The organism is Saccharopolyspora antiqui, assembly GCF_052246905.1.
Taxonomy (GTDB): domain Bacteria; phylum Actinomycetota; class Actinomycetes; order Mycobacteriales; family Pseudonocardiaceae; genus Saccharopolyspora.
Window position 1 is genome coordinate 55,634 of sequence record NZ_JBQQBO010000014.1, and the last position, 26,206, is coordinate 81,839.

Genomic DNA, 26,206 nt, shown 5'->3' on the forward strand with positions numbered 1-26,206 from the left:
GGTACGCGGCGTTCACGGGCGATCTTGCCGCTTGGGATACGGCCGGACCGGGCGGGTTTCCTCCTCCGGCTCCGGCGGCGGCTCGGGTCGGGCGTGCCGACCACCGGCGCGGCGGAGTGGTGGCCCTGGTCGCGCGGGCGGGGCCTGCGGGGCGTCCAAGTCACCGGAGAGCCGCTTGGCCAGCACCGATTCGTCCGACGGCGGCGCCGGTGGGCGATCGGCCAGGCGGCGGGGGCGCGCGTACGGGCGGTCCAGCGGTGCCGGGGGCCCGTTCATCGGCAGGCCGTTGATCCGGGCGCCTGGCCGATCGGGCGAATTCGGTTGGGCGGCGCCGTTGACCTCGACGCGATTGACCCGATTGCCGTTGACCGGTGTGCCATTCGGCGGTGTCCCGGTGCGCTGGGGCGGGCGCGGCCCGGCCGGACGGGTGTGTTCGGGCGGGAGGGGGGTCATCCTGGTCGGCGCTTCCGGTGGCGCGACACCGTTTCGGCTCGGGGCTGGTGGCCGGGGCAGCGGGCGGCGCATCGTGGTCGCCTCGCGCTCCGGCTCGACCTCGTCCGGCTCGTCGTCCTCGGTATCGTCCGGCTCGTCCGGTTCATCCGCGGCGTCCTCGTCCGGATCGGCGAGGTCGTCCAGCTCATCGAGGTCTTCCTCGGCCGGTTCGGGTTCCTTCTTCTGGGCCGGGGTGAAGTAGTGCCGCAGCTTCATGGTCGGCTCTTCGATGAACTTCCACGACAGCGTGCCGACGAAGTAGGCCAGCGGTGCCGCGCAGACCAGCATCAGCCACTGGTTGTGGATCCCGCCCATCGCCAGCAGCTGCTGGATCGGGAAACCCCACACGTACACGCCGTAGCTGCCATTGACCCAGACCCCCGGCACCTCCAGCCGGGACGGCCAGAAGTGCCCGGCCACCACCACCGCGTAGCTGACCACGAAAGTCATCCAGAACGACGCGGTGACGCTGTTGGGCATCAGCACCAGCACCACGATCCCGGTGATCGCCGCCAGCGGGGAAAGCGGTATCCGGTACAGGTTGAGCACGACGCCGAACGCGAAGGCGACCAGGAACGCCACCAGCGACTCGACCGGCACGCTGAGGAACGAGCCCGCCGACTCCCCGCCGGGCAGCTGCTCCAGATACCGGTCCCACACGACCAGCCCGACCAGGCCGATCACCGCGAGCCAGCGGTACCGGTACTTTCCGGCGCCAAGCAGCAGCAACGCGTAGAGGCCGCCGTAGGCGAGCAGCTCCATCGGCAGCGTCCACAGCGACCCGTTCACCGCGTTCGGCCACGGGTTGTGCACGAACACACCGGGCAGCTCGTGTTTGAGGCTGAGCAGTCCGGCGTTGTTGATGATGTAGGCCCACGTGCCGTGGGCGGCGAAGTACTCGCCGACCGGCAACGTCGTCACCAGCGGTCCGACGAGCAGCGCCATGCCCAGCGAGACGGTGAGCATGGGCGGCCACAACCGCAGCACCCGCTTCGCGGCGAACCTGGCGGGATGCGGGTCCCGGATCCAGCTCTCGGTGATCTGGAAGCCGCTCATCGCGAAGAAGCCCATCAGGACGCCCTCGTCCGGCTGCAGCGCCCAGTCCGACGGGAACAGGTCGCCCGATCCGGCCAGCGGCGAGCTGTGACCGTAGATGACCAGAACGGCACCGATCATCCGGATCCAGGCGAACCCGTGGTGCGGCTCCGCGAACCACTCCGGGCGGGTGTGGACGACCCGCGCGTCACCCACCCAGATCACCCCATCAAGTCATGTCCCCGACCGGAGAAGTCAACGCTGCGTAGCCTAGCTCGGGTCTCAATGGTTGTGGACCTATTACCTCCTGGCGGCCCAGTCCGACCAGTCCGCAAGTCGGATCGTTATCCGGCCGGTGCACCCGGCACCCACTGCTGGGTGCCAGAATGGCGGTCGATCGCAATTGGGGGCGTTCCCGAAATCCGGAAAGGGCGCATTCGGTGACCTGGCAAGACGAGCTGCAGAACCTCGACGCCGAACTAGCGGCGGGGCGGATTTCGGCCGAGGAGTACCGCCAACGGCGTGACGCGGTGCTCGGCCGAGCTCAGAGCGGACAAGCCGGGCCGCCGTCCGGTGACTTTCCGCAGCAGCAGCCGGGCACGCCGTCGGGCGGCTTCCCGCAGCAGCCATCGGGCACACCGTCCGGTGGCTTCCCGCAGCAACAGCCGGGCACTCCCTCCGGTGGATTCCCGCAGCAGCAAGCCAACCCGTTCCCGCCAGCGTTCAGCTGGGGAGACGCCGCCCAGAGCACGCCGCAGCAACAACCGCCGCAACCCCAGCAGGGCGGCGCGCCGGAAGAAGCCACCCAGATCGTGCCCAACCCGCTCGCCGGAGCCGCGCCGCAGCGCAGCGACTCGGAGAGCACCCAGGTGGTCAACGTCGGCCAGCAGCCGCAGTGGGGCCCACCGCAGTGGGGACCGCAGCAGGGTTGGGGCGCCGCCGAAAGCACCGGTACGCCGTGGGGCGACGACCTGCCCGGGACGCCGGAGCACGGCGACGCTTCGTGGATGCGCCAGGGTCCGGAGGTGTTCGACAGCGCGGGCAAGTCCGGCAAGGGCAAGCTGATCGCCGGACTGTCCATCGGTGGTGTGCTGGTGGTCGCCCTGATCGTCGCCGGGATCTTCTACTTCACCAGCGGCGGCACCGACGCGCCCAGCGACTCGACCGCCTCGGCACCGCCGAGCGCGGCACCGACCCAGCAGCTGCCCGCGCCGCCGCCCGCGAGCCCGAACCCGCCGGAGAGCTCGAAGGACGCCCTGGTCCTGGTGCCCGGCTCGGCGCACCCGTGGACCGGGGCATTGGACGTGCCCAGCCTGCAGAGCTCCAAGGGCGGCCTGCTGCAGCCGAAGGACGTGCTGGACACCGCGATCCAGGGCGGCCTGATCGACGGCTGGTTCAACGGCACCGACGGCGTCACGCCGAAGTCCACGCTGCTCGCGCTGCGGATGCCCGACCAGAACGCCGCCAAGAACGTGGTGGACAGCTACCTGGACGCCCAGCAAGGACTATCCACTGTGGACAGCCTGTCGTACCAGGGGGTCCGGGTGGTCAACACCGGCGGCACGTTCCGCACCGCCTACGTCACGCACAACTGGGCGGTCATCATCGACGTCAGCGCGACCTCGGACCAGAAGCAGGCCGCCCAGCAGGCGTTCAAGGCGCTGCTGGACCAGCAGATCAACCACGCCCCGCCAACGGTCCGCGACTGACCCCGCACGTTCGAGTCAAGACTGAAGGGCACCTTTGACCGGCATAGTCGGTCGAAGGTGCCCTTCACTCATCATGATCGTGGGGTCAGGGTTGGTGGTCGGCGGTGCTTAGGAGGTCTCGGAGGGCGGCTCGGGAGATCTCTGGGCCGAATTGGGCGGCGATGGCCGCCCGGCCCGTCTCCGCCGCCTGACGCCAGGTGTCGTCGTCGGTGAGCAGCCGGATGGTCGCCTCGGCCAGCCCGGCCGCGTCATCGGCGACCAGCACGTCCTGGCCGCTGCCCAAGCTCATGCCTTCGAACGCCACCGCCGTGCCGACCACCGGCACCCCGAGGCTGAGGCTCTCGCCGACCTTGCCCTTGACCCCGGCACCGAACCGCAGGGGCGCGAGGGTGACCCGGCTGGCCGCGTACTCCGGCTCCAGCTCCGCCACCCAGCCGTGCACCTGCACACCTGAACCGGCCAACTCCCGCACCTCGTCGGTCGGATTGCTGCCGACGACGTGCAGCACCGCATCCGGGCACTTGTCCCGGACCAGCGGCATGATCTCGCGCGCCGCCCAACGCACGGCGTCGACGTTCGGCGGGTGGTCGAAGCTGCCGACGAACAGCACATCCCGGCGCCCATCCGGCCGCACCGGGCTCCAGTCCACCTCGTGCACGTTGGACAGCACCCGCACATCGGCGTCCGGGACCAGCTCGCGCAGCAACACCTGCTCGGCCTCGGAGACCACCAGCGTGACGTCGCAGGAGCGGGTCAGCCCGAGCTCCATCTGCTGCGACGCGAAGGCCTTGCGCCGCAACGCGTCCGCCCGCACCGAATCGCCCTGCCGCTGCGCGAGTTCGGCCTGCCGCTGCAACCGGAGGAAGTGCACGTCGACGGTGTCGTAGGCGATCACGGCCTGCGGCGCGCAGGTGCGCAGCTCCTCCACCAGGCTCCACGCCACCTGCGGTCGGGACAGCAGCGCCAGCGAGATCTCCGAACCCGCCTCGTGCAGGAACGCCTGCTGCAGCTCGGGTTGCGGCAGCACCGTGACACCGAGCTGCTGCAGATCCGTGGTGTAGGGCTCCAAGCGGGCGTGGTTGCCGGGGAAGAACACCACCCGGCAGCCGAGCTCGACGAACTGCTCCAGCACCCGGCGGATCCGCACCGAACCCGAATCGAAGTCCGGGCGCGGCACCTGGTGGTCCTTGACCAGCACGATCGGCCCGTGGTGACCGCGGGTACCGCGCTGCCTGGCGAGCCAGAGGTTGCGCGGCGAGGCCTCCGGCAGGTGTTCGGCGGCCAGCGTTTCGGCCCACTTCTCCACGAACACCTTGCGGTTGAGCTCCTGGTGCTTCTTCACACCGGTGCTCAGGTCGGTGCCGTTGGACACGCCCTCGTGGTGCACCACGACCGCCTTCGGCTGCACCACGGTCCGGTATCCGGCGGCGCGCACCGCGAACGCCAGGTCGGTGTCCTCGTAGTAGGCCGGTGCGTACCGGGCGTCGAAGCCGCCGATCTGCCGGAACACGTTCGTGCGCACCAGGATCGCCGCACCGGAGCAGTAGTCGACGTCGCGCACCACGTTGAACTCGGCGCCGCCCGGGTCGGTGTTGCGGCCGTAGTTCCAACCGGTGCCGTCGGACCACACGATGCCGCCGCACTCCTGCAGCCGACCGTTCGGGTAGACCAGCTTGGCGCCGACCAGCCCGATGCGTTCGTCGGCTCGGATGGTGTCCATCAGGATGTCCAGCCAGGACTCGGTGACCTGGGTGTCGTTGTTCAGGAAGAAAAGGTAGTCGCCGCGGGCGTGCTCGGCGCCGAGGTTGCAGGCGCCGATGAACCCGAGGTTGCGCTCGGCCCGCACCAGCCGGACGCCTTCGCAGGCGGCGAGCTTCGCGGCGCTGTCATCCGGCGAGGCGTCGTCGACGACGATCACCTCGAAGGGCACCGACGCCACGTGGCCGCCGAGGAACCGCAGGCACTGCCGGGTGTAGGGCCACTTGCCGTGCACCGGGATGATCACGCTGACCAGCGGACGGTCGCTGTGCGGCACCGGCAGCGGCCCGGTCTCGGTCGCCTCGTCGACCTGCGGGACGCCCGGTTTGCGCCCGAGCACGATCTCGTACGCATCGCGCCGGGTGGTCCCGCGCGGTGCGATGCGCTCGACGACCTTCCGGTACTTCGTCACCGCGCGCTGCACCAGCGCGGAGTTCTGCGCCGCCAGTTCCGCGTTCGCCGCGCCGAGCTCGGCGGCCTGCCGCTCGGCGTCCGCTACGCGTCCTTCCAGCCGGGCGACGGCGTCGCGCAGCCACTCGATGCGCGCCGCATCGCGCTCCGCGCCCTGCTGGCGGTCGTGCAGTTCGCCGCCGATGCGGTCCAGCTCGGCCCGCAGCTTCGCCTGCTCGCGAACTCCCCGGTCGGCGCGCTGTTCTTCGGTCTTGCGCAGCTCTTCCAGGCGCGTGATGACGCTCTTGAGCTCGTCGGCCTCGGCCCGGTTGCGCTTGTAGAGCTCGTTGAGCTTGGCCACGTCGGCGACCGCCGCGTCGCGTTGTTCGATGATCGGCGCGACGTCGGGTCCGCGCCGGGCGAGGGTGAGCTGCGCGTCGGTCAGCACGGCCGCGGCGGGCAGCTTCGGCAGGTGCTTGTCGGAGGCGATGCCCAGCAGGTAGGTGTGCGGCACGCCCTGCCGGATGGACCACTCACCGCCGTCGCCCCGCTCGATGGTCTGCAGGCGGACGCCTTCGATCGCGGTGTCCAGGTCGCCGTGGTCGGCGGGGGTCAGCAGGGAGCCGACGGTGACGTTCTGCTTCAGCACGGCCACGTGCCGGAACGCGCCCTCCAGCAGCCCCTCGTACTGCCGCGCGGTGAGTTCCTTGACGTGGAACGGGTTGTCGTTGCCGTGCTGGTGCGAGTAGACCGTGGTGTCCGGGGTGCTGCTCAGGAACAGTCCACCTTGGACCAACCGGGACTTGACCAGCCGCAGCACGGTGTCGTGGTCCTCGACGTGTTCGATCGCCTCGAAGCAGACGATGACGTCGAAGGGTTTGGCGTCGGCCAGCAGCTCCGGGTCGGTGATCGATCCGGCGTGGAAGCTGACGTCGCGGCTGCCGTAGTTGTGCTGGGCGTGGTCGACCGTGGTCGGGTCGATGTCCACGCCGACCACCTCGGCGCCCTCGGCGGCCAGCAGCGCGGCGCCGTAGCCCTCGCCGCAGGCGAGGTCGAGCACCCGCTTGCCGCGCGCGAAGCGGGCCGCCAGGGCGTAGCGGTGGTAGTGCTCGTAGATGACCTGCACGTCATCGGTCCACGGCACGCAGCGCTCGCCGGTCCAGTCGATCAGCCGCTTGTCCATCCGGTTCCTCACCGCGTATGAAAATCCCACAGCAGGCTAGCGTCCCTGGCCGGGCGGCCGTGGTGGGACATCGAAATACCGCTGCGGGTCTGCCGGAAGGTGGACGCAGCGAGCCAGTGTCTTCCGCGATGCGAAATCTTGGTCGTCCTGTGGTCAGTTCCGCCGATTTCGGGAGGTGATGTGCCGGGTCCCGGCCGTGGTTCTGGAAATGCGTCGCAGCACCGGCGCCGAAGATGAAGAGGTTCTCATCTTGCTTTCATGCTCAGCTCCCGACCGGACCCCAGGCTGGTCGGCATGAGGTCGGTTCCCAAGGCAGTCCTGCTGCTCGCGGCGTTAGCGCTGCCGATCGCCGCGGTGCTGGTGAGCTACGCGCTCACCGATGGCCCGCGCACCCCGCACGTCCCCGCCAACGTGCGGATCGGCAGCTCGCCCGGCCCCGAGCCGACGCAGCTGGTACCGGCTCCCAGCGCCACCAACCCACCCGCCGAACTGCCACCGCCACCGCCGGACGATGACGACGACGATGATGACGACGACAACGACGGCTGAACCGAAAACGCCGGCTCGGCCGCTGTCGATACTCGTCAAACGGCGGGGCACCCGCATCCCGGCGCGCGCCCAGATCATGGGCTGGCTGCTGCTGGTGCTGGTCGTGGTGCTCCTGGCGGTGGTCCTGATCGTCCGCCAATTCCTGCGGGGCGACGTGCACAACCAGGTCACCGCGTCGCTGGAGCAGGAGGCGCAAGAGTTCGTCACGTTCGCCGAGACAGGCCGCGATCCGCGTACCGGACAACTGCTCACCGATCCCGAGCAGCTGTTCAATTCCTACCTGGAGCGGCAGTACCCGGATCACGACGAGGCGCTGATCGGCGTGTGGCGAACACCCACCGGCTTGGAATCGCTGTCCCAGGAGCAGAACAAAACGATCGAACAGCTCGCCAGGGATCCAGTGCTGCTGAACCAGATCGTGTCCGCCCCCGGCAACTACAGCTCGATCGACACCCCGCTCGGGCCGATGGAATGGCTCAAGGTGCGGGCGCAGACCGAGCAGGGCGAGGAGTCCTGGTTCATCATCGAGCGCTACACCGCCGGGGCGATGTCCGAGACCGACCGGACCGTTCAGCTTCTGCTGCTGGTAAGCGCGTTCGGCGTGGTGCTCGCGGCGTTGTCGTCGTGGGTGGTGGCAGGACTGATCCTGGCACCCGTGCGGGACGTGCGGCAGGCCGCGGCCGAGATCAGCGAGCAGGACCTGACCAGGCGCATCCCGGTCGAAGGCCGGGACGACATCGCGGCGCTGGCCGACCAGTTCAACGCGATGCTCGACCGACTGGAGGACGCCTTCCGCATCCAGCGCGAGTTCGTCGACGACGCCGGGCACGAGTTGCGGACCCCGATCACGATCGTGCGCGGCAACCTGGAACTGCTCGGCGACGATCCGGCGGAGCGGGAGGAAGTGGTGCGGCTGTGCACCGACGAGCTGGACCGGATGACCCGCATCGTCAACGACCTGCTGGTGCTGGCCAAGGCCGACCGGCCCGACTTCGTCGCCCCCGCCCCGGTTTCGCTGGCCGAGCTGACCAGCGACATCGAGGCCAAGGTGCGCTCGCTGGCGGACCGCCGCTGGGTGCTCGCCGACATCGGCGAGGGCGAGGTGGTGATCGACGAGCAGCGGGTCACCCAGGCCATGGTGCAACTGGCGCAGAACGCGGTGCAGCACACCGAGCCGGGCTCGGAGATCCGCATCGGATCCGCTTTCTCCGACGGAACCGTGGCGCTGTGGGTGACCGATCACGGGCCCGGTGTCGATCCGGACGAGGTGGCGAAGATCTTCGACCGCTTCACGCACGGCAACAGCCACGGCAAGGGCGGTGCGGGACTCGGGCTGGCGATCGTCAAGGCCATCGCGGACGCGCACCACGGCCGGGTGCGCGTCGTGTCCGAACCCGGCTGCGGGGCCACGTTCGGACTGGAGCTGCCCGCCGTCCCGCCGCACGACCCGATCGAGGAGATCACCGGATGAGCAAGATCCTGATCGTCGAGGACGAGGCGCGGATTTCGGCCTTCATCGAGAAGGGGTTGCGGGCCAACGGTTTCACCACGACCGTTGTCGGCGACGGCGACACCGCCCTGGACTACCTGCTGACCGGCGACTTCGACCTGGTGGTGCTCGACCTGGGGTTGCCGGGCAAGGACGGCTTCTCGGTGTTGCGGGCGGTGCGCGCCCAGCACGTGACCGTGCCGGTGATCATCCTGACCGCGCGGGACACCGTGCACGACACGGTCGCCGGGCTGGAGGGCGGCGCGGACGACTACATGACCAAGCCGTTCCGGTTCGAGGAGCTGCTCGCGCGGGTGCGGCTGCGGCTGCGGCCGATCGACCGGGTTCCGGAGGTCACGGTGCTGCGCGACGGCGAGCTCTCGCTGGACCTGCGCACCCGGCGCGCGCAGGTGCCGGGGGGAACGGTGGACCTCACGGCGCGCGAGTTCGCGATGTTGGAGCTGTTCCTGCGGCACGCCGGGCAGGTGCTCTCCCGCGAGCAGATCCTCTCGCACGTGTGGGGCTACGACTTCGATCCCGGTTCCAACGTGGTCGACGTCTACGTGCGCGCGCTGCGCCGCAAGATCGGCATCGAACGCATCCGCACCGTCCGGGGCATGGGGTACCGGTTGGGCGTCTGAGGTCAGGGGGCGTAGCGGAGGATGGCGGCCGTTCCGCCGCCGCCCGGGATGTCCTGCTGACGCACCGCGAGGACCTGGCCACCGGTCAGCCACACCCGGCGCGCGATCTCGTCCACCACGCCGTAGGCCACCGCGTCGTCGGTGCCCTCGAACCGGACCGCGCCCACCTCGTCGATGAACCCCGGCACCGTGTGGTCGATGTCGACGAAGACGGTGTCGACCGCACCCATCGTCGCCTGCCGGGCCACGTCGGCGATGTCGGTGACCGTCCGCCCCTGCCCGGTGCGCTGCTCGAACAGCCGGTGCAGGTCGCGCAACCGGTCGACGTGCAGGTCGTCGAGGACGTCGCGGGCGGCCGAGCCCAGCTCCCGGTCGGTGCTCTCCTCCGGATTGCCGGTCAGGCCGACCCGAGCGAGCTCCGGGGCGCCGCTGACCGAGCGGAAGATGCTCTGCAGCGGCTCGGTCGCGGCGAGGATCAACGGCACGTCGCCGCGCAGCACCGGCCGCAGCGCCCGGTCGACCTGCCGGGCGAACTGCCGGATCCGCACCTTCTTGCCCTCGGCCGCCTGCAACCGGCGCATCGGCGACCGATCTGCCGGGAAGGCCCGGCCCACCGCGCTGTCGACGTCCTTCGGCATGCCGGGGACGTCGATGTTCACCGGATCCATGTCGGGCACGATTTCCAGCAGCCGCACCGAGTTCTGCGCGAGCGCCAGCACCAGCGCGGTCTGCGGGAAGGTGATCGAGCGCAGCAGCGGCTTCAGGTGGAACCGGTCGGAGACCTCCACCACTTCCCGCAGGTGGTTGGGTAGCCGGAAGGTGTTGATCGACGCCGGGGTGGCGAACACCGCGAGGCTGCGCGCCTGGTACCGGAAGAACTCGTCGTCCTCGACGAGGTCGGCGAGGTGTTCGGCCAACTCGGCGACGTCGTCCTTGTCCGCCCCGGCCTCGCGCAGCTGTTCCAGCGCCTGGCTGGTCAGGTTCTGCAGCCCGATGCGCTCGGCCTCGCCGGTGGAGGCCGGGTTCGTCGGCAGGTACAGGGACACGCTCTCCGGCGCGCGTGCGGTCAGCAGCGCGTCCACCTGCGTCCGCGTCGGGATGTCGGTGTGCAGGATCGCCATCGGTGCCTCCCCGGAAAGTCCCGGACCTGCGACGTTACCGACGGTGCGGCGAACCGGCAGAGCGGCGCGAACCGTTTCGGGATGTGCGGTCGGCCCGTTAGGATGTACGGCGTGAACTCGCATTGGCATCGCGTTCTGCCGCCGCCGTCGCGCTGACGGGCGGCGGATCTCCCTCTAACCCGGGCCGCGGCAGTTCTGCTTAGAGCTACCGCCAGCGGTTGTCCGGTTCGTGTGTTCGCTTTCGCAACCACACTGGAGCGCGCGCCCGTTCGCCGAGTCCCTGACGGTTCGCGAACGGAAGAGTTCACCTTGTCCAACCAACTGCTCACCACACCTTCTGCTGCCCGGACTTTCGCGTCCGGCCCGCTGCTGGTGCTGCTCGCCTCAGTCCTGTGGGGCACCACCGGAACGGCCGCCAGCTTCGCCCCGGCGGCCGCCAGTCCGCTGGCGATCGGGGCCGCCACGATGGGCGTCGGCGGCCTGCTGCTGCTCGCGCTCGCCGGTCGATCCGCGCTGGACGTGCTGCGGTCCGGGCAGATCGGGCTGCTGCTCGCGGGTGCCGTCGCCGTGGCGGTGTACCCGCTGGCGTTCTACTCGTCGATGTCGCTCGCCGGAGTCGCCATCGGCACCGTCCTCACGCTCGGTTCGGCACCGGTGTTCGCCGCGATCCTGGAACGCCTCCTGGACGGCGTTCGGCTGGACGGCCGGTGGGCGCTGGCCGCGGCGGTGTCGGTGCTCGGCCTGCTGCTGATCACCGGTGGCGGTGAGACCGGCGGAGGTTCCGATGTGGTGCTGGGTGCGCTGCTCGGTCTGCTCGGCGGCGCCGCGTACGTCGTGTACTCGTGGACGGCCAGGCGGATGATGCGCGGCGGTTGCGGATCGCGCGGGGTGATGGGCGCGATGTTCGGCGCCGGTGCCCTGGTGCTGCTGCCGATCCTGGCGATCACCGGCGGAGGGCTGCTGAGCTCCGCGTCCGGCCTGGTGGTCGCGGGCTACCTCGCGGTGATCCCGATGTGCCTGGCCTACGTGCTCTTCGGGGCTGGGCTGCGCCGCACGTCCACCAGCGTCGCGACGACGCTGAGCCTGCTGGAACCGGTGGTGGCGGCACTGCTGGGCGTCCTCGTCGTCGGGGAGCGGCTGGGCGTGGCCGCCTGGTGCGGTGTCGGACTAATCGGCATCGGGCTGGTAGTGGTCAGCACCCGTCGATGACGAGTTGTGCACAGTTGTGGATAACTTTCTCCACAACTGTGCACAACTCCCCGATTCCGGGCTCATTTCAGCAGGTCAATCCACTATTCGCCGGGTTGTCCACAACGCTGTGGACAACCCGGCGAAAGATGAAGCTCTCCTCACGAGCCGTTCACCCACCGCTCAGCGGCGGGACAGATCGTAGACACCATGAACGGCCAGCAGGACACCGAAGCACGGGTCCGCACCGACTACGCCACGAGCCCGGTGCGCACCACCCGCGTCGCATCCGATCCGGGCGCCGGACGCGGCTGGGCCATCGGACTCACCAGCGGCGCCCTCGCGCTGCTGGCCGCATTGGCCGTGCTGACCATGCCGGACGCGACCGGGCCGGGACAGCTCGATCGCTCCGGGCTGATCACCATCCTGGTTTTCGGCGCCGCGGTGGTCGGCTGGATGCACAGCCGCATCGACGACACCTTCGTGGCACTGGCCGCGGCCGCCGTGCTCGTCGTGCTCGGCGCACTGGACTCCGAGGAACTGTTCGAGGCGCTCGGCGAGGACCAGATCTGGCTGCTGGTGGCGGCGTTCATCCTGGCCGCCGGGATCAACCAGACCGGTCTGCCCGCCCGGCTGGCGATCGCGCTGATGGGCCGCGCCCGATCAGCACGCGGGCTGGTGCACCTGATCACCCTCGGCCTGGTGGGAACCGCGCTGCTGGTGCCGAGCACCAGCGGCCGGGCAGCGCTGGTGCTGCCGATCTACCTCGTGCTGGCCGCCGCCTTCCCGGACCGGCCGCGGCTGGTCCGCGCCCTCGCCGTGCTGTTCCCGACCGTGGTGCTGCTGTCCGCGATCGCGACGCTGGTGGGAGCGGGCGCGCACCTGATCACCAGCCAGATCCTGGACGCCACGATCGACGCGGACATCGGTTTCGGCGAGTGGCTGCTGTGGGGGCTGCCGTTGGCGGTGGTCAGCTCGCACCTGGCCGCGGAGCTGGTGCTGCTGCTGTTCACCCGCCGCGCGGACCGCCGCCCTCGGCTGCGCGTGGACGCCGCCGGACTGCGCGAGCAGCTGGGCGTTCCGGCGCGGCTGCAGCGGGCCGAGGTCCCGGCCGCCGCGTTGCTCGGCGCGGTCGTGCTGCTGTGGAGCACCGAATCACTGCACGGCCTGCCACCTGCGCTGATCGCGTTGGCCGGGGCGCTGTTGATCACCTCGCCGCAGGTCGGCACGGTGCGCATCGGCACGGCGATCGGCGAAATCCCCTGGTCGCTGCTGCTGTTCATGGCCGCGACCGGCGCGCTCGGCACGGCGTTGACCGAATCCGGTGCAGCGGAGTGGATCGCCGCGAAGGCGCTGGGCGGGGATGACGTCATGGCCATGCTGATCACCGTCGTGGCGCTGAGCATCGCCGCGCACCTGCTGGTGCAGTCGCGCTCGGCGCGGTCGTCGGTGCTCATCCCGCTGGTCGTGCCCGCCGCCTTGGCGGTCGGCATGAACCCGGTCGCGTTGGCGTTCGCCTCGACCGCGGCCGCGGGCTTCTGCCACACGCTGCCGTCCTCGGCGAAGCCGGTGGCGATGTTCGCCCGGCTCGACCAGGCCCCCACCTACACCCCGCGCGACCTGCTGAAGCTGTCGGTTCTGCTCGGCCCGGCGCTGGGCGCGCTGGTCGTGCTGTTCGCCCTGTTCGTCTGGCCGGTGCTCGGCCTGCCGTTGACCGGATACATCCACGATTAGGAGAAGATCATGTTGCGTTTCGCCGTCGCCCCAAGCGGATTCAAGGAGTGCCTGGACGCCGACGCGGTCGCCGACGGGATCCGCACCGGCATCCGCCGGGTGGTTCCGGCCGCGATCATCGACACCATCCCGCTGATCGACGGCGGCGAAGGCTCGGCGCGGCTGCTGGCCAGATCGACCGGTGGCGAGCTGGTCCCGGCCGTGGTCACCGGCCCGGTCGGCGAGCCGGTGGACTCGCACTTCACGTTGCTCGGCGGCCCCGGTCCGCGCACCGCTTTCGTGGAAATGGCCGCCGCCGCTGGGCTTTCGCTCGTGCCACCGGACAAGCGCGATCCCGGTATCACCACCAGTCGTGGCGTCGGCGAGCTGATCGCCGCCGCACTGGACGCCGACCCGGCGAAGATCGTCGTCGGCTGCGGTGATTCCGGGATCTGCGACGGCGGCGCCGGTGCGCTGCGGGCGCTCGGTGCTCGGGTGCTCGACGCCGACTCGGCCGAGGTCGGCGATGGCGGTGCGGAGCTGGGCCGAGCCCGTCGGCTGGACGTCAGCGGCCTAGACCCACGACTGTCCGAAGTGGACATATCCGTTGCGGTGAACCCGAAGAACGTGCTGTGCGGGCCGGGCGGCGTCGCGCGCCGCTACGGGCCGCAGAAGGGCGCTTCGCCGCGGCAGGTCGAGCAGCTCGCCGCGGCCATGCGGACCTGGGCGGACGTCCTGCGGCAGCACAGCGGCATCGACTTCGCCGAACTGCCCGGCAGCGGCGCATCGGGCGGGCTCGGCGCCGGGCTGGCCGGGGGTCTCGGCGCGCTCCTGGCGTCGCGGTTCGACGTCTTCATCGAGAGCAGCGACCTGGAGCAGCGGTTGCAGGCCGCCGACCTGGTGATCACCGCCGAGGGCGCGATCGACGCGTCCACCGCGCTCGGCAAGATCCCCACCGAAGTGGCGCGGCGGGCGAAGCGGCACAGCAAGCCGGTGATCGCGTTGTGCGGCACCATCGGCCCCGGCGCGGACACCAGCTACGACCACGGCATCGACGCGATCACCGGCATCGTGACCGGTCCGGTGGAGCTGGCCGATGCGATCATCCGCGCCCCGGAACTCATCGCGGACGCCACCGCCCGAACCCTCCGGATGCTGCTGGTCGGCCGCACCTTGCGAGCCGCGTAGCTCTGGTGCGAGCGCCCTGGGGTGCGATCAGCGTCCGGCGGCGTAGCCCTGGTTGCCGCGGGGGTTGGCGGCGGCGCGCAGGAGACCGGACTCCGGGTCGCGGGAGACCGCCGAAAGGCGGCCGAGCGCCCACTCGCCGCCGTCGAGCACGTCGTGACCCCGACGACGCAGCTCCGCGAGGCGCTCCGCACCGAGGCGGGACTCCGCGACGACTCGACCGGGCTCCCAGGCACGCGGGTAGAAGGAGCTCGGGAACGCTCCGGTGTGCCAGGCCGGCGAGTCGATCGCCTCCTGCAGGTTCAGCCCGCCGTGGACGTGCGCCAGCCAGAAGCACAGCTGCCACTGGTCCTGCTGATCGCCGCCCGGCGTGCCGAAGGCCAGCGTCGGCACGCCGCCGCGCAACGCCAGCGACGGGCTCAGCGTGATCCGCGGCCGCTTGCCCGGTGCCAACGAGTTCGGCAAGCCCCTGTCCAGCCAGAACATCTGAGCCCGACTGCCAAGGCAGAAGCCCAGTTCCGGGATGGTCGGCGAGGACTGCAGCCAACCACCGGAGGGCGTCGCCGAGATCATGTTGCCCCACCGGTCCACCACGTCGACGTGCACCGTGTCGCCGCGGCTCTCCCCGGTCGGCGACACCGTGGGCTCGCCGATGCCGACCCCGCCGGGGTCCTGCTGACCGTCCACGCCGCGCCCTTCGGCGACGTGCGCGGGCAGGACCACGTTGCGACCGCCCGGCGCGCCGGGGCGAAGTTCGAGCGAGGCGCGATCGCCGATCAGCTCGCGGCGGGTGGCGGCGTAGTCGCGGGACAGCAGGTCGTCGAGGACGCCGGGATCGGCGGAGTCGCCGTACCAGGCCTCGCGGTCGGCGAAGGCGAGTTTGGCCGCCTCGACCGCGAGGTGCACCGTGTCGACGTCGGCGATGCCGTCGGTGAAGTTGATCCGGTCGGTCAGCCCCTCCAGGATCCGCAGCTGCTGCGCCAAGGCGGGGCCCTGCGACCAGATGCCGAACTTCGCCAGGGTCCAGTCACCCGGCAGGTCGACGGTCAGCGCGGCCTCGTAGCTCGCTTCGAACTCGGCCATGTCCTGCGCGGTGAGGACACCCGCGTGGTCCCGACCGGAGTTGTCCCGGTGCGGGGTGCGCACGAACTTCTCGACCGCCTCGGCCACGAAACCCTGCGACCAGGCGCGGCGGGCCGCGTCGAGCTGCGCCTCGCGACCGGCTCCGGCCGCTTCGCCCTCGGCGAGCAGCCGCTCCCAGGTGTCGGCCAGCACCGGGTTCTTGAACACGCTGCCCGGCTTGGGCGGCGCGCCGTCGGGCAGCCACAGCTGGGCCGAGGTCGGCCAGTGCTCGGCGAACATCTCGCGCACCGTCTCAACGGTGGTGTTGATCCGCTCCACGACCGGGAACCCGTTGCGGGCGTAGCCGATCGCGTACTTCAGCACGTCGCGCAGCGTCTTGGTGCCGTGATCGCGCAGCAACAGCAGCCAACCGTCCCACGCGCCCGGCACGGTGGTGGCCAGGAAACCGGTGCCGGGCACCAGGTCCAGACCGAGTTCGTCGCGGTAGTGGGCGATCGTCGCGCCAGCCGGGGCCGGGCCCTGGCCGCAGAGCGCCCTCGGGCGCGGATCGTCGGCGGTGGTGAACAGCGCGGGGACTTCACCGCCGGGACCGTTCAGGTGCGGTTCGGCGACCTGCAGGACGAATCCGGCCGCGACCGCGGCGTCGAAGGCGTTCCCGTCGTCCTCCAACACCGCCATGCCCGCCGCGGAGGCGAGCCAGTGCGTGGAGGCGACCATCCCGTGCGTGCCAGCAAGTTCCGGGCGAGTGGTAAACACGTCAACTACCCTAGGCCCCCTTCGCCCCTTCGAGCGATAGCCGGGCGGTTTTGCCTGAAACCGGCCCGTTGCGCCGGGTTGCCGGTGGGCTGTTGTGGTGTCCGTCCTTGGACTAGGCGACCGGTGTGGGAAGCGTCGGCCCAGCCACGCGAATCCCGCGCAGGCGCGCCGAAGACGAGCGTTGGCAGACAGCCGCGTCAGCGGGTTCGGCCGACGCCGCGCCAGGACAGGCCCGCTCGGCGCAGGACGTCGGGGTCGAGGTGGTTTCGGGTGTCGACGACCACCGGGCCGCCCAGTGCGGCGGCCACCCGGTTCCAGTCCAGCGTCCGGAACTCCTGCCACTCGGTGAGAAGCACCAGCGCCGCAGCCTCCTTCGCCGCCTGGTACGGGTCGTCCACCAACGTCACCACCGGGGGCAGCGCCACCTCGTCGCCGCGCAGGCCGGGGTCGTAGGCGACGAGCTCCGCGCCGCGCTCGGCCAGCAGCCGCGCCACCTCCAACGCCGGTGAATCGCGCAGATCGTTGGTGCCCGCCTTGAAGGTCAAGCCCAGCAGCCCCAGCCGCACCCCGGCCAGGCTGCCGCCGCAGGCCTCGACGACCTTGGCCACCATCCGCTCGCGCTGCCGCGCGTTCGACGAAATCGTGGCCTGCAGCAGCGGGAATTCGAAGTCCACCGCCTCCGCGACCTGCAACAGCGCCGCGGTGTCCTTCGGCAGGCAGGAGCCGCCCCAGCCGGGCCCCGGTTGCAGGAACGACTGCCCGATCCGGCGGTCGTAGCCCATCCCCTCGGTGACGTCGGCGATGTCGGCGCCCAGCCGCTCGCACAACTCCGCGATCGCGTTGACGTAGGACAGCTTGGTCGCCAGGAAGCAGTTCGCCGCGTACTTCACCATCTCCGCGCTCGCCGCGTCGGTGAGCACCGTCGGCGCGCCCAGCCGCGCGTACAGCGCCGCCACCCGTTCGGCCGCGTCCTGGGTGTCCGACCCGACCACGATCCGGTCCGGGTTGAGGAAGTCGTGCACCGCCGAGCCCTCGCGCAGGAACTCCGGGTTGCTGACCACCGCGACGTCATCGCGCCCGACCAGTTCGTGCAGCCGCGCCGAAGTGCCCACCGGCACCGTCGACTTGGTGACCAGCACGCACCCCACGGGCAGCAGCTCGCGCACCTCGTGCGCCACCGATTGCACGGCCGCCAGGTCGGCCGCGCCGCCGGAGCCCATCGGCGTCGGCACGCACAGGAAGACCACCTCGGCGTCGGCGACCGCGGCGGCCGAGCCGACCACGAACGACAACCGACCGGCCGCGATGCCCTCCTGCACCAGCTCGCCGAGACCGGGCTCGTGGATCCGCACCTCACCGCGGGAGAGCTGCTCGACCTTCGCGGCGTTCACGTCGCTGCACACCACGCGGTGTCCCAGCGACGCGAGACACGCCCCGGTCGTCAGCCCGACGTACCCGGTTCCGACCACAACGATCCGACGGGCGAACATCAGTCCACACACCCCTTCACCTCGCACGACCAACCGGTCGCGGGCCCCACCGGCATGGTGGCACATCCCCCGCGCAGCGGAACCTGCTTCGCCAACTGTTCACGCGCCGTACGACCTACGTGACGAGCCGGTGACCGGCCGTTTAGGCTCACCAGCCGTGGAACAGCAACGCTTGGGCGAATCCGGTCTGGTGGTAAGCGCCGTCGGCCTCGGTTGCAACAACCTCGGCCGACCGGGCACGACAACCGAATCCCTAGCCGGCGCGCGAGCCGTGGTGGACGCCGCGCTCGACGCCGGGATCACCTTCTTCGACGTGGCCGACGTCTACGGCTCGCCGCGCGGACGCAGCGAGGAGTTGCTCGGGCAGGCGCTATCGGGTCGCCGCGAGCACGCCATCATCGCCACCAAGTTCGGCATGGACATGCAGGGCAACAACGGCCCGGACTTCACCGCGCGCGGCTCCCGCCGCTACGTGCGCCGGGCCGTCGAGTCGTCGCTGCGACGACTGGCCACCGACTGGATCGACCTGTACCAGCTGCACCGACCGGATCGGCTCACGCCGATGGAGGAAACCCTGTCGGTGCTCGACGACCTGGTGCGCGAAGGCAAGATCCGCTACCTCGGGCATTGCAACCTGGCGGGCTGGGAGCTCGCCGACGCGTCGTGGACGGCGTCCTCGTCCGGGCTGACCGCACCGGTGTCGGCGCAGAACCACTACTCGCTGCTGGCGCGCGAAGCCGAACGCGAGGTCGTCCCGGCCTGCAAGCGGTTCGGCGTCGGGATCATCCCGTACTTCCCGCTGGCCAACGGGCTGCTCACCGGCAAGTACCGGCAGGACCAGGAACCGCCTGCGGGCAGCCGGTTGGCGAACCGGAACCAGATGCTGGCGGACGCGCCGTGGGAACGCATCGAGCGGCTGCGGACCTTCGCCGAACAGCGCGGCATCCCGATGACCTCGGTCGCGGTCGGCTGGCTGGCCGCGCAGGAGGTGGTCGGCTCGGTGATCACCGGCGCCACCACCCCGGAGCAGGTGCAGGCGAATGCGCTGGCCGGGGAATGGCGACCCACCCAAGCGGATCTGGAGACCATCGACACGATCTGCCCACCGCTGCAACGCTGAGCCACCGAGCTGCTGCGCGTTCACCCGGCATGCGCGATTCCTCGCGAAATCGGGCATCCTGCCTGCCTGCGGCGAACTGCGACCACGTTCGGTGATGGGGTTTTCGCTCGGACGGACAGCAGAACCGCACCGGTGGCCGACGCGCCGGTCTCCTCGTGCGGGCCACGCTCTTGGCATGGAGCTGATCGGGATCGCCGCACTGTTCACCGGCCTGGCGTTGTTGGCCGCGCTGCCGCTGGTGGCGTTGCTGGCGCTGGTCGAGATGACCTCGCAACGACAGGTGCACCGCCATCGCTGACCGTCGATTCGCCGCCTGCCCGTTCCGCGTCCGATGCTGGGCGAGGCCGTTCCCGGGTGTTAGACATGCCGGGATACCAGCAACGGACGCAAAGGAACGAGCAGATGCTGATCACCGACACCGCGGCGATCGTCACCGGCGGGGCTTCCGGCCTTGGCGCGGCCACCGCCCGAGCACTCGCCTCGCGCGGCGCGCAGGTCTTCGCGGTGGACTTGCCAGCCGCCGCGGCCGACGCACCGGTCGTTGACGGGGTCACCTACACGGCCGCCGACGTCACCGATGCCGAGCAGGTGCAGACCGCGGTCGAGCAGGCCGCCGGGGCCGGGAACCCGCTGCGGATCGTGGTGAACTGCGCGGGCATCGGGCCGTCCGCGCGGATCGTCGGGCGGCAGGGCCCGCACGACTTCGACCTGTTCCGCAAGGTCATCGAGGTCAACCTGATCGGCACCTTCAACGTGCTGCGACTGGCCGCGGCGGCGATCGGGCAGACCGAACCCGATCAGCAGGGGCAGCGCGGTGTGGTGATCAACACCGCCTCGGTCGCCGCGTTCGACGGGCAGATCGGCCAGGCCGCGTACGCGGCGTCCAAGGGCGGGGTGGCGAGCCTGACGTTGCCCGCCGCGCGGGACCTTTCCTCGACCGGCATCCGGGTGATGACCATCGCGCCGGGCATCGTGGACACCCCGATGCTGGCCACCATCAGCGAGGAGTTCCGCAGCGGGCTGGCCGCGAGCGTGCCGTTCCCGAAGCGGTTGGGCACCCCTGAGGATTTCGCGCAGCTCGCGGTGAGCATCGTCGAGCACGACTACCTCAACGGCGAGGTCATCCGGATGGACGGCGCACTGCGAATGGCCCCCCGGTAGCAGCCGGACCGGATCAAGGGCCGCGGTCATTGCCGCCGCGGGTTCCCACGATCAGGTCGAGGTGAAGGGCACCTTTTACCAAGTAAGTTGGTGAAAGGTGCCCTTCACCCCCTGATCCCTAGAGGTCGGCGGCGTAGGGGATTTGGTGGGCTGCTTCGGAGGTCATCCAGCGGCGGATCGTCCAGGTCGCGCGGACGTCGTCCTCGTTGTACCGCAGGATCCGGTCGCGCTGGGACAGCACCGGCACGCCGCCGCCGAGGCCCACCGCGTCGCGGTACCAGCGCATCGAGTTCTCGCCGCTGGCCTCGGCGTCCCGCCAGCCGAACCCGGCGCTCGGCGCGATCACCTTCAGACCCTTGCCGTTCGGGCAGAGGAACTGCTCCCGCACCGAAGCGAACAGGTCGATCCACTCGGCGGAGTCGATGAACTCGTGCACTTCGGCCGCCGACGGAACCCCCGGTTTACCGGCGAACCGCTCGGCGGAGGCGAGCATCCAACGGTTCTCCGCGAGCTCGTTGTAGCAGTAGGCGCGGAAGCTCAGACCGCGCTCGTACGCGCGGCGGCGCACCGAGCTGAACCACGTCCAGAACTCCGCGAAGGACCGCGCCTCGTCGTCGGACGGCAGCGGCTCCCAGCTGACGAACGCCCGGTAGCCCTGCTGTTCGCCGATGTCCACACCGGACACCCAACAGCCCCACAGGTAGGCCCCGGCGTCGGCGTAGCTCTCCATGTCCACGTCGACTTCCACGTCCGCGCGCGGCACCGCCAGCTCGCGCACCCGACGCACCAGCGGCAGGTTCTGCAGCCAGGCCTTGGCGAGCAGGATCGCATCGGTGTTGTGGACCCCGGTCAGCGGCAGCTGTTCCGCGCTCTCCAGCGGCATCGCGGCCAATTGCTCCACCGTGGACACGCCCATGTCGCGCAGCGCGACGGCGTCCTCGCCACGCACCACCAGGCTGACGTCGCTGCTCTCGCGCAGCCAAACTTCGCAGGTCGGCCACCACGGGCAGCCCTTGCACTCGGTGATCCGCGAGGGCAGCGCCAGCGGCTCGGCCCGGTCGGCGGCCGCCGAGGCCACCGCCAGCCGGTCGGCGAACCGAACCTCGTACTCGGTGAGCGCGGTGCGGCCGCCGGGCCAGTTCGGCACCTCCAGGTCGTGCCACAGCACCACGTCGGCTTCGACGCCGATCACCCCGCCGAGGTGCGCCGCCGATCCCATCCCGCAGGCCTGCAGCAGCCGGACGGCGTGCGCCAGGCGGAGTTGGTCGCGGGGTTGCGCCCGCACCTTGCGCGTCGAATCCGCTCGGGCGGCTTCCGGTTCGGGCCGGTCGATCGGCGACACGCGGGCACCGGTGCCCGGATCGGTGATCTTGTGCCGCACCACCAGCACCGGTACGTAACCGTCGTCGGCGCGCACCAGCAGGTCGACCCCGCCGCGCCGACCACCGATGTCGTCCGAGGGCAGCTGGGCGTTGGAGATGTAGCGGGTCCCGGCGCGCATCGCGGCCAGCGTCAGCTCCTCGCGGCCCTCCGAGCCGCCGCGCGGGATCTCCGTCCAGTCGGCGCCGAGCACCCTGCTCAGCCACTTCGCGACGGCCAGGCGGTGCTCGGCGGCGTCGGCGATGCGCTGCTCGATGCCCAGGTCCACCGGGGCCAGCAGCTCGTCCGCCATGGAGGGGTCGTGCTCAAGATGCACGCGTCGCCGACAACGAGTCACGACGCCAGCATCGAGCAGCACCCTTTCCTTCACGGGTAAAGGTTATGCCGTCGCCCTGACAGCCGCGCCCATCACCCCGGTGACACGACCGGCATTCGATTACGCAACGTGCACGATCTGTAGTCACTTGATGTCGTGCCGTCGCTAACCCGGACTTAGAGTGACCGAAGTGGAACCGCCGAACAGGGGAGACCTCGGTGAGAAAGAGCACTGCCGGGCGCAGCGGCCCGAAGAACGCCCCGGTCGACTCCCGCAAGGTGGCCAAGCAGGCGAAGAAGGCGGACAAGAAGGCCGCCAAGGCGATGAAGAAGGGCGAGCACGGGCACATCACCCCGGGCAACGCCAAGAAGGTAATCGGAGTGGTCAAGGTGGTCGGGCCGGTGCTCGCACCGATCGCGATCCGGGCGGCGTCGGCGGTGCGCGAACGCTACGACCGGATGCGCGCGCGACGGCTCGGGGTGCCGGTCGATGAGCTCGGCACCTTCACCGGCAGGGGCGCGGCGCTGCACGCCCGGATCGCGGGCGACACGAACGCGCTGCGCGACCTGCGCACCCAGTCGGCGGGCGGCGACGAGGCGAAGCTCGCCGCAGAGCAGTTCACCGAGCGGACCGCCCTGCGGCTGGCGCAGTTGACCAGCGCGGTGCGCGCGGCGGAGCGGATGCCCACGCAGCGGCGCAAGTCGGCGCACCGCGCGGTCCACACCGAGCTCGGCCAGATCGAGGACGAACTCCTCACCCGCTTCGGCGTCCCCGCCAAGAACGCCAGGTGACGGCGCCGGGTTGCCACCACCCGGACCTGGAGCGGGCGGTTGCCCCGGCTGGATCCGTCAGCGGGCCGCGGCCTGGCCGTCGGGGAGCCGCACCAGCCCCTGCTGGACCAGCCAGTCGCGGGCGACATCGGCCGGGTCCCGGCCGTCGACGTCCACCTGGGCGTTGAGCTTCATCAGCTCCTCGTTGGTCAGCTTCGCCGACACCGGCTCGAAGACGCCGGTGATCTGCGGGTACCGCTTGAGCAGCTCGTCGCGGGTGGTGATGCCGATGTTGTACCTCGGGAAGAACTGGTGGTCGTCGGCCAGCACCTTCAGGTTCAGCGACCGGATCCGCCCGTCGGTGGTGAACACCTCGCCGAAGGTGCACGTGCCGTTCGCGGTCGCCTGGTAGATGCTGCCCTCGGTCAGCGTCTTCACCTTCGACTTGTCGGCGGTGAAGCCGTACTCCTGCTCCACCCCGGGCATGCCGTCGTTGCGGTTGGCGAACTCGGTGTCGATGCAGAACGTGGCGTCCTCCGGGCGCTCGGCGATGATCTTCGGGATGTCCGAGATCTTCTCCACCCCCAGCCGGTGCGCCGCCTCCTGGTTGACCGCGAACGCGTAGGTGTTGTCCACCTGGTAGTCGATCGCGGTCCAGGCGATCCCGTTGCGTTCCAGATCCTGCTGCTTGACCGCCTCGTACTGCTGGCGGGCGTCCGGGATCGGATCGGCGTTGCCGTTGTAGCTGATCCAGGACGTGCCGGTGTAGTCCCACAGGATGTCGATCTGGTCGCTGGCCAGCGCGCGCCGGGCGGTGGAGGAACCGACGATGTTGCTCAGGTCCCGCACGTTGGCACCGGCCGCGGACAACGCGAACTCGGCGATGTAGCCCAGCACCAGCTGTTCGGTGAAGGCCTTGGACCCGACCGTGATGGTGACGCCCTCCAGCTCCGGAACCCGCTGGATGGTGCCGGGTTCCACCTGCAGCGGCACCGAACTACCGGAGCTCAGGCCGCAGCCGGACAGCAGCACGCCGGTCATCGCCAGCGACGCCAGCTTGACCGCACCGCGACGAGACGTTCGCAGCTTCATCGCAACCCCCTCGGCGACAGGTACGTTTCGGCCAGCGCGCCCAGCCAGTCGACCAGCAGCGCGAGCGCCATCGCCAGCACCGCGCCGACGATCATGACCGTCCAGTCGTTGAGCTTGTAACCGGTGTCGATCATCTCGCCGAGCCCACCGGCGCCGACGAACAGCGCCAGCGTCGCGGTGCCCACGGCCAGCACCAGCGCGGTGCGCAGTCCGGCCAGGATGTAGGGCACCGCCAGCGGCAGTTCGATGCGGGTCAGCACGCCCGTCGCCGACATGCCGATCCCGCGACCCGCGTCGGTCAGCGCGGGGTCGACCTGCTGCAGCCCGACGATGGTGTTGCGCAGCACCGGCAGCAGCGCGTAGAAGGCGATCGGCAGCACCGCGATCCAGAACCCGGTCGAGCCGCCGGTGAACAGGAAGAACAGCACCAGCAGGCCCACCGAAGGCGCGGCCTGCCCGATGTTGGCGATGCCGATGACCACCGGCACGGCCGGGCGCGCCCAACCGCGGCTGAGCAGCACGCCCAGCGGCACCGCCACCACGATCACGATCAACGCCACCGCGAGGCTGATCAGGAAGTGCGTCCAGGTCAGGCTCAGGATCGACGTCGCGTTGATGCTGCGCGCGGTCACCGCGCTGTTGTCCCGGCTGAACGCCCAGCCCAGCACCGCGGCGACCAGCACCACGACGGCGATCGGCTGCGCCAGCAGCCGCAGCCGCTCCGCCCGGCGGGATCCGGAATCCGAGGTGAACTGGCTGCTCATGACTGGTCCTCGGCCGGTTCGTCGGCCGCGTGCTCCTCGCGCAGCGCCTTGATGGTGTTCATCACCGTGTCGATGTCGACCACGCCGACGTACTCGCCGCGCGAACCGGTGACCACGGCGACGCCGTCGTCGTCGGTGAGGATCGCCTCCAGCGCGTCCTGCAGCGTCGACGCCAGCGACACGCTGTCCTCGACCGGCCGCCCGGCCCGCTCCAACGTGGACACCGCACCGGCTTCGCGGGCGCTCGCCCAGCGCAGCGGGCGGTTGCGCTTGTCGAGCACCAGGCCGATCGCGCCGCGCCGGTTGCCCAACCGTTCCTTGAGCACCGTCGGCGACTCGTCCACGGTGACCGTCGGCACCTGGCCGACCTCGATCTCGCGGACCCGCCGCAGGGTGAGCTGCTTGAGCGCGGCACCGGCGCCGACGAAACCGGCCACGGTGTCGTCGGCCGGGTTGGCCAGGATCGCATCCGGGGTGTCGTACTGCAGGATCTTGGAACGCTCGCCCAGCACCGCGATCCGGTCGCCGAGCTTGACGGCCTCGTCGAAGTCGTGCGTGACGAACACGATCGTTTTGCCCAGGTCTGCCTGCAGGCGCATCAGTTCGTCCTGCAGCACACCGCGGGTGATCGGGTCCACCGCTCCGAAGGGCTCGTCCATCAGCAGCACCGGCGGGTTGGCCGCCAGCGCCCGCGCCACGCCGACGCGCTGCTGCTGTCCGCCGGAGAGCTGTCGCGGGTAGCGGCCCCGGAACTCGGCGGGATCCATGTTGACCAGGTCGAGCATCTCGTCGACCCGTTCGCTGACCCGCTTCTTGTCCCAGCCGACCAGGCCGGGCACCACGCCGACGTTCTCGCCGACGGTCAGGTGCGGGAACAGCCCGGCCTGCTGGATCGAGTAGCCGATCTCGCGGCGCAGCTTGTCCGGGTCGAGGCCGAGCACGTCCTGCCCGCCGATGGTGATCTTGCCGGCGGTCGGTTCGATCAACCGGTTGATCATCCGCATGGTGGTGGTCTTGCCGCTGCCGGAAGGCCCGACCAGCACCACCGTCTCACCGGCCGGAATGGTCATCGTCACCGATTCCACCGCGGGCTGGCGCTGGCCCGGGTAGCGCTTGGAGACCTCTGCCAGGCAGATCTCCACGCCGTGCCCACCGGTCGGGGTCGTCTTGTCGTCAGCCACGAATACCTCTCGAAGTCGTCAACCGCCCGAAAAGCACGAAGACGGCGTCCAGCAGCAGCGCCAGGATGATCACGCCGACGGTCCCGGCGATGGCCATGTTCAGCGCGTTCGCGCCGCCCAGCTGACCAAGTCCGCTGAAGATCAAGTTGCCCAGGCCCGGCCCCTTCGCGTACGCGGCGATGGCCGCGATGCCCATCAGCATCTGGGTGCTCACCCGCATGCCCGCGAGGATCGCGGGCCAGGCCAGCCGCAGCTCGATGCGGGTCAGCACGCCGATCCGGCTCATCCCGATGCCTCGGGCGGCGTCCAGGATCGGCTGGTCTACTGTGGACAGTCCGACGATGGTGTTGCGGATGATCGGCAGCAGTGCGTAGAGCACCAGCGTCACCACCGACGCCGGCACGCCGAGTCCCAGCACCGGGATGAGCAGGCCGAACAGCGCGAACGACGGGATCGTCAGGACCGCGCTGGAAAGTGCGGTGGCGATCGCCGCCCCGGCGGGGCTGCGGTAGACCGCAACCCCGACCAGGACGCCGACGATCGTCGCCAGCACGATGCACTGCACCACCATGCTGACGTGCTGGTAGGCATTCACCAGCAGCGATTGCCACCTGGATGCGACGTAGTCCAGGAAATTCAC

21 protein-coding genes are annotated in these 26,206 nt (G+C 70.4%); 11 read left to right on the forward strand and 10 right to left on the reverse strand.

What is annotated here, in order from left to right; genetic code table 11:
* Positions 1 to 12: 12 nt before the first annotated feature.
* Positions 13 to 1,743 (reverse strand): acyltransferase family protein, encoded by a 1,731-nt coding sequence (locus tag ACTWQN_RS21980; RefSeq protein ID WP_443205413.1) that lies wholly within the window; start codon positions 1,741 to 1,743, stop codon positions 13 to 15.
* 224 nt (positions 1,744 to 1,967) lie between these two features.
* On the opposite strand from ACTWQN_RS21980, the gene ACTWQN_RS21985 reads away from it, so the two are divergent.
* A complete protein-coding gene (locus ACTWQN_RS21985; RefSeq protein WP_443205414.1) occupies positions 1,968 to 3,236 on the forward strand; it encodes a hypothetical protein in 1,269 nt (422 codons plus the stop codon).
* An 85-nt stretch (positions 3,237 to 3,321) separates the two neighbouring features.
* Here the strand turns inward: ACTWQN_RS21985 and ACTWQN_RS21990 are convergent, their stop codons facing one another.
* Entirely contained in the window at positions 3,322 to 6,567 is a 3,246-nt protein-coding gene (locus tag ACTWQN_RS21990) for a glycosyltransferase (RefSeq protein WP_443205415.1), read from the reverse strand.
* A 294-nt stretch (positions 6,568 to 6,861) separates the two neighbouring features.
* Here ACTWQN_RS21990 and ACTWQN_RS21995 point away from each other — a divergent pair, with 294 nt between their 5' ends.
* From ACTWQN_RS21995 to ACTWQN_RS22005, 3 genes are read left to right on the forward strand one after another with little or no spacing between them, the layout of a single operon-like run.
* Positions 6,862 to 7,116, forward strand: a complete 255-nt coding sequence (locus ACTWQN_RS21995) for a hypothetical protein (protein WP_443205416.1) — start codon at positions 6,862 to 6,864, stop codon at positions 7,114 to 7,116.
* Entirely contained in the window at positions 7,079 to 8,587 is a 1,509-nt protein-coding gene (locus ACTWQN_RS22000) for a sensor histidine kinase (protein ID WP_443205417.1), read from the forward strand. Before ACTWQN_RS21995 ends, ACTWQN_RS22000 begins: the two co-directional genes overlap by 38 nt.
* On the forward strand, positions 8,584 to 9,246 hold the full coding sequence (locus tag ACTWQN_RS22005; RefSeq protein WP_443205418.1) for a response regulator transcription factor: 663 nt from the start codon (positions 8,584 to 8,586) through the stop codon (positions 9,244 to 9,246). The genes ACTWQN_RS22000 and ACTWQN_RS22005 overlap by 4 nt, the downstream gene beginning before the upstream one ends.
* A 2-nt stretch (positions 9,247 to 9,248) precedes the next feature.
* Here the strand turns inward: ACTWQN_RS22005 and ACTWQN_RS22010 are convergent, their stop codons facing one another.
* Entirely contained in the window at positions 9,249 to 10,367 is a 1,119-nt protein-coding gene (locus ACTWQN_RS22010; protein ID WP_443205419.1) for a baeRF11 domain-containing protein, read from the reverse strand.
* 309 nt (positions 10,368 to 10,676) lie between these two features.
* On the opposite strand from ACTWQN_RS22010, the gene ACTWQN_RS22015 reads away from it, so the two are divergent.
* From ACTWQN_RS22015 to ACTWQN_RS22025, 3 genes are all read left to right on the forward strand, one after another.
* Entirely contained in the window at positions 10,677 to 11,576 is a 900-nt protein-coding gene (locus tag ACTWQN_RS22015; RefSeq protein ID WP_443205420.1) for a DMT family transporter, read from the forward strand.
* A gap of 189 nt (positions 11,577 to 11,765) precedes the next feature.
* Positions 11,766 to 13,289 (forward strand): SLC13 family permease, encoded by a 1,524-nt coding sequence (locus ACTWQN_RS22020; RefSeq protein ID WP_443205421.1) that lies wholly within the window; start codon positions 11,766 to 11,768, stop codon positions 13,287 to 13,289.
* A 9-nt stretch (positions 13,290 to 13,298) separates the two neighbouring features.
* Entirely contained in the window at positions 13,299 to 14,456 is a 1,158-nt protein-coding gene (locus ACTWQN_RS22025; protein ID WP_443205422.1) for a glycerate kinase family protein, read from the forward strand.
* A gap of 27 nt (positions 14,457 to 14,483) precedes the next feature.
* Here the strand turns inward: ACTWQN_RS22025 and ACTWQN_RS22030 are convergent, their stop codons facing one another.
* Together ACTWQN_RS22030 and ACTWQN_RS22035 are read right to left on the reverse strand one after the other, a co-directional pair.
* Positions 14,484 to 16,292, reverse strand: a complete 1,809-nt coding sequence (locus tag ACTWQN_RS22030) for a gamma-glutamyltransferase family protein (protein WP_443205423.1) — start codon at positions 16,290 to 16,292, stop codon at positions 14,484 to 14,486.
* Positions 16,293 to 16,489: 197 nt separating this feature from the next.
* Positions 16,490 to 17,782, reverse strand: a complete 1,293-nt coding sequence (locus ACTWQN_RS22035) for a UDP-glucose dehydrogenase family protein (protein ID WP_443205424.1) — start codon at positions 17,780 to 17,782, stop codon at positions 16,490 to 16,492.
* Positions 17,783 to 17,939: 157 nt separating this feature from the next.
* Between ACTWQN_RS22035 and ACTWQN_RS22040 the strand changes: the two genes are divergently transcribed.
* From ACTWQN_RS22040 to ACTWQN_RS22050, 3 genes are all read left to right on the forward strand, one after another.
* On the forward strand, positions 17,940 to 18,902 hold the full coding sequence (locus ACTWQN_RS22040) for an aldo/keto reductase (protein ID WP_443205425.1): 963 nt from the start codon (positions 17,940 to 17,942) through the stop codon (positions 18,900 to 18,902).
* A 175-nt stretch (positions 18,903 to 19,077) separates the two neighbouring features.
* On the forward strand, positions 19,078 to 19,200 hold the full coding sequence (locus ACTWQN_RS22045) for a hypothetical protein (protein WP_443205426.1): 123 nt from the start codon (positions 19,078 to 19,080) through the stop codon (positions 19,198 to 19,200).
* 104 nt (positions 19,201 to 19,304) lie between these two features.
* The gene (locus ACTWQN_RS22050) at positions 19,305 to 20,063 is read left to right on the forward strand and encodes an SDR family NAD(P)-dependent oxidoreductase (RefSeq protein WP_443205427.1); all 759 of its coding nucleotides are present in this window, start codon (positions 19,305 to 19,307) and stop codon (positions 20,061 to 20,063) included.
* 118 nt (positions 20,064 to 20,181) lie between these two features.
* Here ACTWQN_RS22050 and ACTWQN_RS22055 read toward each other — a convergent pair whose 3' ends face one another.
* Positions 20,182 to 21,813: a TM0106 family RecB-like putative nuclease gene (locus ACTWQN_RS22055; protein ID WP_443205428.1), complete on the reverse strand. Its 1,632-nt coding sequence runs from the start codon at positions 21,811 to 21,813 to the stop codon at positions 20,182 to 20,184.
* A 224-nt stretch (positions 21,814 to 22,037) separates the two neighbouring features.
* Between ACTWQN_RS22055 and ACTWQN_RS22060 the strand changes: the two genes are divergently transcribed.
* Positions 22,038 to 22,550, forward strand: a complete 513-nt coding sequence (locus tag ACTWQN_RS22060) for a DUF6474 family protein (RefSeq protein WP_443205537.1) — start codon at positions 22,038 to 22,040, stop codon at positions 22,548 to 22,550.
* Between the two features lie 57 nt (positions 22,551 to 22,607).
* Here ACTWQN_RS22060 and ACTWQN_RS22065 read toward each other — a convergent pair whose 3' ends face one another.
* Genes ACTWQN_RS22065 through ACTWQN_RS22080 form a run of 4 tightly spaced genes read right to left on the reverse strand, consistent with a single transcriptional unit; the run spans position 22,608 to position 26,206 of the window.
* On the reverse strand, positions 22,608 to 23,621 hold the full coding sequence (locus ACTWQN_RS22065; protein ID WP_443205429.1) for a glycine betaine ABC transporter substrate-binding protein: 1,014 nt from the start codon (positions 23,619 to 23,621) through the stop codon (positions 22,608 to 22,610).
* Complete coding sequence (locus tag ACTWQN_RS22070; protein WP_443205430.1) at positions 23,618 to 24,385, reverse strand: ABC transporter permease; 768 nt, start codon at positions 24,383 to 24,385, stop codon at positions 23,618 to 23,620. The genes ACTWQN_RS22065 and ACTWQN_RS22070 overlap by 4 nt, the downstream gene beginning before the upstream one ends.
* A complete protein-coding gene (locus ACTWQN_RS22075; RefSeq protein ID WP_443205431.1) occupies positions 24,382 to 25,566 on the reverse strand; it encodes an ABC transporter ATP-binding protein in 1,185 nt (394 codons plus the stop codon). Before ACTWQN_RS22075 ends, ACTWQN_RS22070 begins: the two co-directional genes overlap by 4 nt.
* Entirely contained in the window at positions 25,559 to 26,206 is a 648-nt protein-coding gene (locus tag ACTWQN_RS22080) for an ABC transporter permease (protein ID WP_443205432.1), read from the reverse strand. The genes ACTWQN_RS22075 and ACTWQN_RS22080 overlap by 8 nt, the downstream gene beginning before the upstream one ends.

What these genes read in the sequence shown, in the direction of transcription:
- ACTWQN_RS22000 (WP_443205417.1), top strand. Translation starts at nt 7,079, where the DNA reads ATGACGACGACGATGATGACGACGACAACGACGGCTGAACCGAAAACG.
- ACTWQN_RS21995 (WP_443205416.1), top strand. Translation starts at nt 6,862, where the DNA reads ATGAGGTCGGTTCCCAAGGCAGTCCTGCTGCTCGCGGCGTTAGCGCTG.
- ACTWQN_RS22065 (WP_443205429.1), bottom strand. Translation starts at nt 23,621, where the DNA reads ATGAAGCTGCGAACGTCTCGTCGCGGTGCGGTCAAGCTGGCGTCGCTG.
- ACTWQN_RS22025 (WP_443205422.1), top strand. Translation starts at nt 13,299, where the DNA reads ATGTTGCGTTTCGCCGTCGCCCCAAGCGGATTCAAGGAGTGCCTGGAC.
- ACTWQN_RS21990 (WP_443205415.1), bottom strand. Translation starts at nt 6,567, where the DNA reads ATGGACAAGCGGCTGATCGACTGGACCGGCGAGCGCTGCGTGCCGTGG.
- ACTWQN_RS22035 (WP_443205424.1), bottom strand. Translation starts at nt 17,782, where the DNA reads ATGTTCGCCCGTCGGATCGTTGTGGTCGGAACCGGGTACGTCGGGCTG.
- ACTWQN_RS22070 (WP_443205430.1), bottom strand. Translation starts at nt 24,385, where the DNA reads ATGAGCAGCCAGTTCACCTCGGATTCCGGATCCCGCCGGGCGGAGCGG.
- ACTWQN_RS22050 (WP_443205427.1), top strand. Translation starts at nt 19,305, where the DNA reads ATGCTGATCACCGACACCGCGGCGATCGTCACCGGCGGGGCTTCCGGC.
- ACTWQN_RS22010 (WP_443205419.1), bottom strand. Translation starts at nt 10,367, where the DNA reads ATGGCGATCCTGCACACCGACATCCCGACGCGGACGCAGGTGGACGCG.
- ACTWQN_RS22020 (WP_443205421.1), top strand. Translation starts at nt 11,766, where the DNA reads ATGAACGGCCAGCAGGACACCGAAGCACGGGTCCGCACCGACTACGCC.
- ACTWQN_RS22045 (WP_443205426.1), top strand. Translation starts at nt 19,078, where the DNA reads ATGGAGCTGATCGGGATCGCCGCACTGTTCACCGGCCTGGCGTTGTTG.
- ACTWQN_RS22005 (WP_443205418.1), top strand. Translation starts at nt 8,584, where the DNA reads ATGAGCAAGATCCTGATCGTCGAGGACGAGGCGCGGATTTCGGCCTTC.